Source organism: Chromatiales bacterium 21-64-14, assembly GCA_002255365.1.
Classification (GTDB): Bacteria; Pseudomonadota; Gammaproteobacteria; order 21-64-14; family 21-64-14; genus 21-64-14.
The window spans coordinates 1-10,916 of record NCBI01000059.1; the positions used below are offsets into that span (position 1 = coordinate 1).

General features: G+C 58.1%; 8 protein-coding genes and 3 pseudogenes. 3 read left to right on the forward strand and 8 right to left on the reverse strand.

Going from position 1 to position 10,916, the window contains the following annotated elements; translation table 11 throughout:
• Window positions 1-6 precede the first annotated feature (6 nt).
• A pseudogene (locus B7Z66_14830) lies at window positions 7-393 on the reverse strand (hypothetical protein).
• Window positions 394-669: 276 nt separating this feature from the next.
• Here B7Z66_14830 and B7Z66_14835 point away from each other — a divergent pair.
• A complete protein-coding gene (locus tag B7Z66_14835; protein ID OYV74906.1) occupies window positions 670-897 on the forward strand; it encodes a hypothetical protein in 228 nt (75 codons plus the stop codon).
• 144 nt (window positions 898-1,041) lie between these two features.
• Complete coding sequence (locus B7Z66_14840) at window positions 1,042-1,269, forward strand: hypothetical protein (protein ID OYV74907.1); 228 nt, start codon at window positions 1,042-1,044, stop codon at window positions 1,267-1,269.
• A 234-nt stretch (window positions 1,270-1,503) separates the two neighbouring features.
• On the opposite strand, the pseudogene B7Z66_14845 reads toward B7Z66_14840, so the two are convergent.
• From B7Z66_14845 to B7Z66_14875, 7 genes and pseudogenes are all read right to left on the reverse strand, one after another.
• Window positions 1,504-4,710, reverse strand: a pseudogene (locus tag B7Z66_14845) (hypothetical protein).
• Window positions 4,707-6,668: a hypothetical protein gene (locus B7Z66_14850; protein OYV74908.1), complete on the reverse strand. Its 1,962-nt coding sequence runs from the start codon at window positions 6,666-6,668 to the stop codon at window positions 4,707-4,709. The pseudogene B7Z66_14845 and the gene B7Z66_14850 overlap by 4 nt, the downstream one beginning before the upstream one ends.
• 157 nt (window positions 6,669-6,825) lie before the next feature.
• The gene (locus B7Z66_14855) at window positions 6,826-8,604 is read right to left on the reverse strand and encodes a DNA methylase N-4/N-6 (protein OYV74912.1); all 1,779 of its coding nucleotides are present in this window, start codon (window positions 8,602-8,604) and stop codon (window positions 6,826-6,828) included.
• Window positions 8,605-8,745: 141 nt separating this feature from the next.
• Window positions 8,746-8,943 (reverse strand): hypothetical protein, encoded by a 198-nt coding sequence (locus B7Z66_14860; GenBank protein OYV74909.1) that lies wholly within the window; start codon window positions 8,941-8,943, stop codon window positions 8,746-8,748.
• Between the two features lie 106 nt (window positions 8,944-9,049).
• A pseudogene (locus tag B7Z66_14865) lies at window positions 9,050-9,175 on the reverse strand (deoxyuridine 5'-triphosphate nucleotidohydrolase).
• The gene (locus B7Z66_14870) at window positions 9,156-9,950 is read right to left on the reverse strand and encodes a hypothetical protein (GenBank protein OYV74910.1); all 795 of its coding nucleotides are present in this window, start codon (window positions 9,948-9,950) and stop codon (window positions 9,156-9,158) included. The pseudogene B7Z66_14865 and the gene B7Z66_14870 overlap by 20 nt, the downstream one beginning before the upstream one ends.
• An 82-nt stretch (window positions 9,951-10,032) precedes the next feature.
• Entirely contained in the window at window positions 10,033-10,425 is a 393-nt protein-coding gene (locus B7Z66_14875) for a hypothetical protein (protein OYV74911.1), read from the reverse strand.
• 371 nt (window positions 10,426-10,796) lie between these two features.
• Here B7Z66_14875 and B7Z66_14880 point away from each other — a divergent pair.
• A partial coding sequence (locus tag B7Z66_14880) for a hypothetical protein (protein OYV74913.1) occupies window positions 10,797-10,916 on the forward strand: 120 nt, incomplete at its 3' end.

A 10,916-nucleotide genomic window follows, 5' to 3' on the forward strand; every position in this document is an offset into this window, starting at 1 on the left:
GTAGTTGGCCTTGGCGTAGTCCTGCGGCACGCCCTGGCCGTGGCGGTAGTCGACCCCGAGGTTGAACTGCGCGTCGGCGTTGCCCTGCGCCGCGGCCTTCTGGTACCAGTAAGCAGCCTTGGCGTAGTCCTGCGGCACGCCCCAGCCGTTGTCGTAGTCGACCCCGAGGTTGTACTGCGCGCCGGCGAATCCCTGCGCCGCGGCCTTCTGGTACCAGTAGTTGGCCTTGGCGTAGTCCTTGTGCGATGAGTAGAGTATTCCAATCCAGTCTTGCGCTGTGGGTGCGCCGTCATTCGCTGCATTCCCCAGTTTATTGAGTGCCGCAGCCGCCTTCTTCGATCCCGGATCCTTGTAGGCGGTCACCGCTAAGGTATGGGCCTGTGAGTCAGTCATGGCCGCCCAGGCGGCGTGTGTGCCGAGTAGAAGCGCCAGTGCGGCTGACAGTAGAATAGATTTACGTTCCATTGATTGTGTACCCTCCCAGTCCGATTGCCCTTTTGGAAAAGTATCGGCAGAAAGGCTCTAGTCTTAAGGGGAATGGCACTGACTTAAGCGGCGGCGGCATTAACGTATAGGGATAAGAGATTGAAATAACGGAGGAAGGCTGGCCCCCGGGATTGGTAAGATGTTGTTGTCAGACATCCCCCACCAACCCCTGCGAGGCCAACCTTGAACCATCGTAATGCCGAATTTGAACCCCATCAACAGGCGAAGCGTGTCAAGCGCCGCGTGCGCCCGGCCGAAGCGGTGGACTTTTTCAATCTGCTCACGGGACCCACCGCACTGTTGGAGATAACGAATTCCTACCTGCCCGAGCATCGGGAACGGCTGTATCCGCCGCCGGTGACGTTATCGATGTTCATGGTGCAAGCGCTGAACGAAGACGGCTCGTGCTAAAAAGCGGTGTCTGGCTGGGCAGCGCAGCGTACAGTGCAATGCCTGGGCGGTCAAGGGCGAGACGCCGATCGTGCGGGTCACCGGGCAGCGATTTTCCCTGAACATGATCTCGGCGATCAGCCCGAGGGGGGGGAGCTACGTTTCATGGTGGTCAAGGGTGGGGTGGGCGCGAAGGTGTTCATTGGATTTCTGAAGCGTCTGATGCACGGTCAGCGCCGCCCGGTGTATTTGATCGTGGACGGGCATCCCTCGCATCGGGCGAAAGCGGTTAAGACGTACGTGGAGAGTCTGGACGGTCGATTGAAGTTGTTCTTTCTGCCGCCGTACTCACCGGAGATCAATCCCGACGAACTTGGCTGGAACGACGTGTAGAGCAACGTCGTCGGTCGCGCCAAGCTCGAAGGTCCAAAGGAGCTGAACCGCGCGGTGGCCGGCCGGCTGCGTTTCTTGCAGGAGCGCCCCGATCGGATCCGCAGCTTCTTTCAGGTTCCCGATACGCGTTACGCCGCCGCGTGACTAAAGATACTTACGTACTGGTTAGTAGTTCCCTTCCGCCTCTTCTTGTACACCGGTAGCTTCATCCGCCTCGTCCCCGAACGCCGTTGTTCCGAGCGCAGCGGCACACAGATGCTCCAAGGCCTGGAATTCCTGCATCTCCCCGAGTTTCTTGCGAAGCTTCATGCGCCGCGCGGTCAAAGCGCGGTTCGGGTTGCTGAGATGCGCATTTGCAGCTACCAAACCCTGCACCAGTTCTGCGATCTGCTTCGCGTATTGCGCGATGCGGATATGATCTTCGTTGGATGGATCATAAACGGGCATAAGGCGGTACGGGAGCGCGTGAATATGCCGTTCGCCAAATGCGCCCTTGGGATTAAACGGGCTGATCGCTTCGGTCATGGCATGACTGTTAAGAAGGCCAATGCGATACCAAGCTTCCGCTTCGTCGCTAACAACCTGCCAATAGAGAGTCTGGTCTACGACCAAGTCTCTTGCCTGTGAAACCGGCACGCAACCTGCGCAAATATGCTTTCCGCCGGCACCGGCAACAACCAGCAATCCACTCGCGCCAAGGACCTGTTTTGTCAATTTCCCGCGCTCGTCTATACGCTCCTGCAAGGTTTTCCCTTGGCCGACCTGTTCCAGTTTTTTGTTAATGGCGCGAAACCGGCGCGCCGTTTGGGTAAATCCCTGCCGCCGGATATCCGTTTCATCGAACAGCTTCCAGACACCCTTCTTATCCCTAATTGCGGGAATCGCTATCGGTGCGCAGTGAACGCCAAGAACAAAGGGGAGCAGATTCTCAGATTGCGCGATACGGTAAATAAAGCGCGGTGCGACATGCCCCGGAAAGCGATCATCCTTAAGTTCCTTCGCTGCCTTGACTGTAAAGCCCCATGTTGATCCGCGAGATGGTGTATCAACCCGGTATTCCGCGCCCCTGTGGTTCACGATTTGGATACACACTGCCGTGCGCGGCATAAGGTCGGCGCCTTGTTGCGGGACAACCGTCATGCCCGAAGTGGCCGCCGGCAGACCTCCCTTCTCCAAAACCCAGGCCGTTCGCTTGGTGTCGATTACGCGTGTTGAGAAGTCAACCGCTTTAAGGCCATCCTCTGCGGCAACGAAGCCCGTCAACGGCTTTGATCGCAGACCCGCAGTTTTGATGCGTTTGCGGCCGATCACGGCAGCGCCGGGATATTTGAATGTACCCAATGCGACTTGCCAGATTTCGCTGATCTCAAGCGCTACCGGGCGCTCGCTTTTCAGAAACTGGCGTTGACGGAAAGGTTCGTGATGATGGCCGTTGAAAACCGTGCCGGGCACCAGACAGGCAATAGAAGCATTCGACGCGAGATAACGGTCGATGGCATGAAGAAGATGGGTTGTGCCCAGTTCCAGGTGCAGGAACGAGGGGCCCGGCGGACGAATGCCGTAGAGTTTCGCCCGGCTTGTAAGAACTTCCTTATAGGGATTATCAGCAAACCCGCTCATGGCAAGCCAGGGCGGGTTTGACACCAAGCCGTTGAACTGCCCGCTGAGTAGGCCCGGTTGATAGGTATTACGCAGAATGAATGCCCATATTCCGTTTCGGTTCACAACCGCAAGCTCGGCCATGCAACGCGCCAAGGCATAAACAGATTCAGCAAACAGCTCATGCAATCCTTCGGGTAGCTCTGTTGCCGAAGCAGCAACCGCACCGCGCAGGAAATGTTCAGCGGCCTCTTTGGTAATGTCCGCCGTGCTGTCCTTTCTTTGCGCATCGAGGGCTTCGTCATAAGCCCAATCAACAATGCGGTCGAACAACGCGCGGTAAGCGGGACGCACAAGCGCACTCGGCAGTTGGACAACGGTCCCGTCCAAGGATACGTCAATTGTTTCACTTTTCCCTGCAAAGGGAACCGTTGCGGAGACCGGCGTCACCGCAAATAACGAATCCGCGTGATAGATGGGGATCACAATAAGACTGGCCGCGGCTTTGATCTCCGCGGTAAGAGTGACAACCCACGTCGTTTTGGCCAGGCTGACAGCAAGCGGATCGATGTCGAAGCCCGTCACCACATCATGCAGCGCCTCAATCCCGTTCAAACCAAACCGGTCCCTCGCGGCCTTGAGAACTTCGGCTAGGATCGAACCGGAGCCGCAGCACATATCGACAATGCGCGGCCGCTCGCCTTTGGGAAGATTGTCCAGACAGCGCTCGGCCAGAATGCGGGCAAGCCAGCCGGGCGTCCATTCCTGTCCCAGCAGTTTTCGCTGGCTGCGCCGCGCAAGTTGCGCCATCAGGCGTCCGAACAAATCCTCTTCCGCGCGCCAGCCAAAATCATACGCATATAAATCGCGCTGTATAACCTGTGCTACAGGCACAAGCTTGTCAATATGATGAGGTTGGGTAAGCCAGCCGAAATAATCGCGCTCGACCATGTTGTCGAGCTGATAGCGGTCGCGGAAATAAAAGCCGTCCAAAATCGCCTTGACCTCTTCATCGTCACTAGACACGGCCTTTCCGGCAAGAATGTTGGCACACAGCAACCGCGCAAGGATACTCAAATAGACTTCATCCACATAGGCAATCGCGCGGAACACACCGGGGTTTCCTTCCAGATAATCGACAAAGCGCGACCACAAATCTGTCGCCAGTGCAATCGAGGGGTCCGCCTTTCGGCCGTTATTCACAAGCTGCAGGAGGTAGCCAGTGCTTCTGCTGCAAGGGGCGCTTTCGAGACCGAGATCTAATGCAAGAAAATCTGAACTCAACGGCCGGGATTGTTCTCGGGCGAGATGTTTGCGAATGAACTGGATGAGGCGCTGTGCAAACGCATCATCATCGCCGGCAAGCTCCAGTTCATCGACCGGCACAAGCGTTACATCAGCGGGTATGCAGTGGGCAGGATTGACGCCAGTGGCAAGCACGGCATCATAAATGAACCAATCCACCGTATCGGAGAGAATGCCGCGCACCTGTGACACCGGCACGCCGCTGCGAATCAAACCGGCAACGTGATCCTTTACCTGGCCGTAACCTTCGTCCCGCTTGGCTTTAATACGGAGATCGGCTTCATATTCAATGGTGGTGGAGCCGACCAGATTATCGATGAACCGGTCCGCTGTCTTGCCACCGGGCTTGCCGATTTTGGTGTGCGCTTCCGCACCCTCGGAATAATGATTGATCCAGGCCACATCCTCCAACGCCGTGAAAATCAGACGCAGGTGCGACTGGAACTCACCGCGCAGGACGGCTTCAACTTTTCCCGTATCACGAAGCGCGCGGCATCTCCTGATCGCTTCGCTGGCCTGCGCGATAGCGACACTCATTGGACAGTCCTCCGGCGCGCAAAACTCATCTTCTCCGCACGCGCTGCCATAGCTCTGATGATCTCATCCAAAGCTTTGCCGCTCTTGTGTTCGGGTAATAGGTCGCGCAAGACGATCCTGTCAATCCGCGCCAAGATGTTGCCGGCGTCCTTTGTAAGTTCCTTGCCGGCCCTATTCAATTCATCGCGCGTTGCTGCAGAGATTCTGGGAACTGGAATCTGCCGCAGATGGGCCGCTTCCAGCTTCAACGCGCCGCCGCCAAACGGCGTGCCGAGCGCCTCCATACAGACGTGGCACCATACACTGTTAAACAGTGCCTTGAGCGCATATCCCGTCCAACTGCCGTCGCCGCTCCAGATGGTTGAGAAATTGGCATCGATAAGGATGGGGGGTTCGCTGTTGCATTCAACCCATGGCATATCATGATTGATGCGCGCAACAAAAGCGGCCGGCACATGGCGCGGCGCAAAATCCGGCAACATGTACCAGAAGCGCGGCGTTACGCTGCCGTTGCGCGGCGCCCGCACATTCGTATGCACCGCCGATAAATCGGGAATGCGTTTTCCGCAATCTGCCTCATCCAGTGGCAGCGTTACTGCCAACCGGACAAACGCCGCCAGTTGCCGGGGCATGATATGTGGCGGAGTCTCTCCAACCGCTGTATAGGCGGTTCTGGCGCTGGCAACGCTCTCAGAATCTTCTGGCAACACCCATTGGCGCAGGTCCAAGACACGGCCCGGCGGAAGAGCGCCGCGCTGAAACGCGGGCAGTTCCGATTGTTTGCGCAAAACAGACTGTAACGCGCCGGCCGGTACACAGATTTCCCGGCCACTAAAAATCGAAGATGTTTTGACGCGTACCATCCCCGCATCAAACGACTCGACTTCCGTGACATAGAAGAACCGATTGCAACCGGTGCGAAGGCCCTGCCCGACCTGGATGCCGATATCCTGAAGCGTGCAAAGCGATCCCGGATTAATGTCAGAAGACAAAACGTCGCGAAGCGTATTCGGAATCGATGTCGTCTCAGGCGGTGGAACCGAGGCAAACAGCGGCAATTCCTGCGCACGACCTTCCAGCGCCTGATACCATCGCTGCCGGCCAGCTTTGGCTTCCAGCGCCGCACGCTCGTATCCGAGATCGAAGTCCCGCACCTCAATACCGTGTTTTGCGGTCGCGGATGTATTCTGCAACCAGGCGGCAAAGGCAGATTCAGGATGGTGCTCCTTGAAGGCGGCACCAACAAGTGATCCGTCTCCGGCAGCCTGCGGTGCAATCTGAATCCATCTGGCAGGCGGTAAAGGGCCTCTTTTGTAAAGCGGCACGGATGCTTTATCTGCGCTCAGAGCCTGGGCAACGATCAAATGCGTGCGCACCAGCGCATCGGAAAACCATCCCGGCTGCGTATCCTCAACGATGCATTCCAGAGAAAAACAGCGCAGCAGAAAATACCGGATCACATCGGCGTAATCACGGGAGCGCCATGTCGATGGGACAACAATTGCAAGATACCCACCCGGCTTCACCAGAAGACCGGCAAGAATCCATGCGGGAACGGAAAGGTCTGCCAATCCAGAATAACCTTCTGCCAGACCTCTCCAGATTTTCAGGTCTGCGCCGGTCAGACGGCCGTCAATGGTGGTGATGAGGCTTTGTCTGATATTCCACGCCCCAGCACCGTTTTCGTTGAGTGTCTGGTAGCGCACATAGGGCGGGTTGGTGATGACTAGGTCATAGGTCTTTTGGGACAGGCTGTTCAGAGTTTGTGGATCAAACGCATTCCCGTTGAAGATTGTTCTCTTGGGCGGACAACGATCACCGATGAGTGCAACAAGACGCTGCTTGCCTATGGCAGACGTAGCCTCATCAATCTCGATCCCTTCCAAATGATCCAGCGTTATACCGCGCTCACATGAGGCTTCCCAGGCAGCATCAAGAAGATCGCCGTGCCCTGCCATCGGGTCAAGAACGGAGCGCATCGCGGGACCGATTGCAAGATGGGCCAGAAGCTTACCCAGAGGTACGCCTGTAAAAAACTGGCCTAGCCGCTTCCTCTGATCCGCCGGCAGCGCTTCTTCATAAGCGCGGGCGCGCGCTCTCAAAGCGTGTTGTGTCTCAAGCACTCGCATCGCTAACTGCCTGCGGCAAATCCTGTTCAGCAAACCACCGGTAGAAGGTGCCGGCATCAAGCGGTACTTGCTGGTGATGGGCCAGATAATGCGACACTAGGCGCGAATACAGTCTCTGCACTGTTCTTTCGGCGGGATCGGGAGCGAAAGCCGCCTCGCGTTGCAATTGTTCGACGACCACCCAGACGCTTTTCCCGGACTGCCTTGCCTCTACGATACGTTTTCCAAGCATCAATACCGGATCGCCGCGAACCGCACCGGCGGTCGTCACCTGCTTGAAGCTTCCCTGCGTTTTATCAAGGACGCTTGCGCATTCGACGCTAAGGCCGGCCGCCTGGTAAGCGAACTGCAGCGTGTTCCACACTTCGGCTGAAGCCGAATGGAACACGACGGTCGCCTTGCCGTTGCGCCTGAGGATACGGTGCACTTCCGCAAGCGCGGCCGTTAATAGCTCCTGGTAATCGGTAATCGTCTTGCCCTGGGCGATGCTGACGATTATCTCATCAGTTCGATCCGTGTAGCGGTTGAGCCAAGCTTCATTGAGGAAGTTGATCTCCGCATAGGGAATATTGCCGCCGAACGGCGGGTCGGTGAATACATAGTCGATGCTGTTATCCGGCAGATCGACCTGCGTGCACGATCCCTGAAAAACTTCGATCTTCCCTTTGCAACCATGGGTCATCGCAAAAGCTTTGCCGATGGTGGAGAGCTTGCGCCGAAGCCCGGAAAACAGGTTCTTTTCAACCGGAAGGCCGCTGACATAGAGAACGCCCGGCTGGGCGCTCGTGATAACAAGATCTTTTTGCCCAGACTTCGCGACGACTCGAGTCATGATGGTTGAGTGCGAGGCATTATAGCTTAGCAGCCAAAAACGCAACGCATCGCACAGATTGTCATCGTAGTATGCCGTGCGTTCCCACAACCGACCGAAAACGATTAGGTTCCGACGTGTATAGAAATGGTGTAGGTACGTGATGCCTTGATGATAGCCGCGCCGATAAAGATCGCCCCAGGGAATTGCAACGTGGGGAACGGATTCCGGAAGGGATTCCTGCGCAATGCGCCTGAGCAACGCTATATCGTCTCTGGTTACTGCGCGCGACCAGTTCTTCTTACCGGTGGCGCCGCAGACACGCACTACCCGGCGCGTTCTCAGTTGCCGTTCTTCCCGAAGCAGATCGTCCCAAACCGTTTCAGTCAGCCTCTTCACTTCATCGGTCGATGCGGCATAGGAACAATGAGGACATGTGAACTGCGATGAAATGCTTGCAGGGTCAAGCGATACGCTTGCGTTCCATAAAGTAACTTGCCGGCGGCAGGACGGACAGCACAGCAAATCGGACCATACAAGATACCGAATCGTGCCTTCCTTACCGTCGGGGTCCTTTGCGGCGTACATCCAGCCGTCGTCCTTCTCGGCGCTGCGCAGGATGTCTTCGGCAGCCCGGACAAAGCCTTTGGGGTCAGGTGGGTTCGTTAGCGTCCGCGCGACAAAGGCGCCGAGAGTTCCCAGCTCATACAGGACAGCATTACGCGCCCCCCACTTGACCTTTAGGCCCAGGCGTTTTGCTTCGTCACGGAGTCCCTGCGGGGGATTCTCGCAAAGCAGGGCCGCAAGACCCGTCGTGCCACTGCCGGCAAAACCGTCAAACACCGTATCGCCGGGCTGCGTATGCGTGGCAATGAAAAGCGCTATCGCTTCTGGTGAAATCTTGGTGGGATAGGGAAACGCTGAGAATAGAGCGCCCGAACGGCTTGCCCGCATGGGGCTCTCGTAGAGGGCTTCTAGCCCTCGCACTTTCTGCCGTGCGCCGCCAACCGGTTTTCTTTTTGTTTCCACTCTTCCAAGCTCCGATGCTATGTTGTTGGTCAAATGGGCATTTTTCAGGGCACCCTTTGTTCAGCTTCAACTGTGCGCGCTTTTACGATCAAACAATCCCGCCTGTTCAGGAATGCGGATACCGTTCCGACCGCAGTAGTCTCGGATCAACACTTCCACCATGTTTGCAATGGAGCGCCGTTCCGTCTCTGCGACGGCACGCAGGGCATCTTTGATCGCAGGGTCTATCCGAAGTGTAAGGGTGGCGGTCTTGGCGGTAGCCATATGTCCCTCCGAAACGTGCCGATATACTGCGTGTGTACTGCGCTTGCGATGTACTGCGCTTGCGATGTACTGCACTATAAGGCATTCAGGGCGAAGCGTACAGTCCCAACGTGAGGGGCGCCTCCAGGCGGGCGCGAAGATCGAGTCCGGCCGCGCCGGGAGTACCGTAGTCAGGCAGCGGAATTTCATGCCCAAGGCGTGTGTCGCGCAGCTTAATCTGAATGAGTTTCATCAAAGTCCGAAGCTGCACGCCAGACGCTCCGCCCCGCGAAGCAACACGGGTGCGCGCCAGCGCTCCACGGGGGGCCGGCCTCGAGAAAGCGCACCGCGCCGTCCGGCTCGACCAGGAAGTCGAGCGTGCAGTGCACCCGCTCCGGGTCGTACCGCTTCCCGTAGGCCGGGTGCCAGGGCAGACGGGCGCAGGCATCGAGGTGCCGGATCAGCCGCTCGGTCTGTGCGCGCACCTCGGCGATCTCGCGCTCGACCTGGGTGTCGCGCACCAACGGGCGCTGCGGGTAGTAGCTCGAGAGGGCGAGCACCACCGAGTCCTGCACGAACGCGCGGTACTCCACCGGATGGGTGCCCACCCGGCGGGACTCGACCCAGGGCCGGCGCAGCACCTCGATCGTCTCTTCGGGGTACTCGTAGATGATATCGAAGGCCCGCGGGTCATCCGGCGTGAGGTAGGCCGCCGGGCGATGCCCCCAGCGGTCCGGGGTCTGCGGATCGACCGCCGCGCCCATGGCCCACTTCAGTTCCATCGAGGTGCAGGCCGACCAGCGCACCATTTCATTGGGGCCCGTCTCCTCGAGCGCCCGCTCAAACGCCTTCCAGTACGGGGCGTCCTCCGGCCTTGGGCGGTCGAAGTGCAGCACGGCCTCCACCGGCAGGCTCGCCACCGGCTCGGCCGGCACCGGGTTCAGGCCCGCCGCCTGCGCGAAGCGAGACCGCGTTGAAGCGGCGCGGGTCTTTTGGCACCGCCGCGCAGAGCCCTGCGCGGATCTCATCGTGGTTCAGGCGCGCCTGCTGAAGCTGCTCCAAGGCCTCGGCGGATGTTCTGGGATCGCTGCTCATGGAATCCCCTGGGGGTTAGCGTCCTGGCGAGTGCGAGAGCGCCTCGGGAAGGTGTGCGGTGATCCCAGCGGTGCGCTCCTCGTCGGTCAATCCGCGCCAATGTGGGTGGCCCTCGGCCAGAAAGTTGACCACCGAGCCATGGACCACGCGCAGGTCCTCGCCCGGATACCGCTCGATCGCCAGGATATCCTCGAACGCCACGCCCAGCCGCTCGCAGACGAAGCCCCAGTAGAGTTGCGGGGCATTCGTGATGTTCGTTCCGCCCCCGAGATCGGTGAGCACGACGCACTTGCGCCCAAGCTCCGCCTCGGTGTCGAGCACCTGAATATCGAGTTCGGTGACCTCGCCCGCGGGGAATGCGCGGCGGATCTCGGCGCGCAGTTTCGTGCGCAAGGCGTCCTCGTTCATCAGTTCACCTCTGGGCGCTCGTCTCATAGAATATGAAACTCATATCTGTCTACCCTGATCTATGGAGCGGGGCAACAACGGTCTCGAATGAGACGCTTACGCTGCAGAAGAACCTGAATATCAAGTCGCCCCTGATTATCCGGCCTGGCTACGAGCTCTGAGGACAACAGATTACATAGAAATGGCGGCGTGAATCTACGATTCTAGGTTGACCTGCTCCGCCTGGATTTCGAGGAGGCCGACGCCGTTCCGCTTCTCCCAGAGGCGCTTGTCGTCGCCGGGGTCGCGGTAGGGCATGAATGTAAGCATGTTTTCATGCTGCCATGTGCGCCGAGGGGGAAATCTACTTGTAGAGACTCGCTTTAGGTGTCATGATAAAGAAAGGTAGATATTGTTCTACCAAGGAGGAAACAATGTCTCTGAATATCAAAGACCGCGAAGCTCACCACCTGGCAAAGGCGCTTGCCAAGGAAACCGGCGAGACAATGACC

Excerpts from the sequence above, each read along its gene's own strand:
- B7Z66_14840 (OYV74907.1), top strand. The coding sequence starts at position 1,042 with ATGGTGGTCAAGGGTGGGGTGGGCGCGAAGGTGTTCATTGGATTTCTG.
- B7Z66_14850 (OYV74908.1), bottom strand. The coding sequence starts at position 6,668 with ATGGCAGGGCACGGCGATCTTCTTGATGCTGCCTGGGAAGCCTCATGT.
- B7Z66_14855 (OYV74912.1), bottom strand. The coding sequence starts at position 8,604 with ATGCGGGCAAGCCGTTCGGGCGCTCTATTCTCAGCGTTTCCCTATCCC.
- B7Z66_14860 (OYV74909.1), bottom strand. The coding sequence starts at position 8,943 with ATGGCTACCGCCAAGACCGCCACCCTTACACTTCGGATAGACCCTGCG.
- B7Z66_14870 (OYV74910.1), bottom strand. The coding sequence starts at position 9,950 with ATGAGATCCGCGCAGGGCTCTGCGCGGCGGTGCCAAAAGACCCGCGCC.
- B7Z66_14875 (OYV74911.1), bottom strand. The coding sequence starts at position 10,425 with ATGAACGAGGACGCCTTGCGCACGAAACTGCGCGCCGAGATCCGCCGC.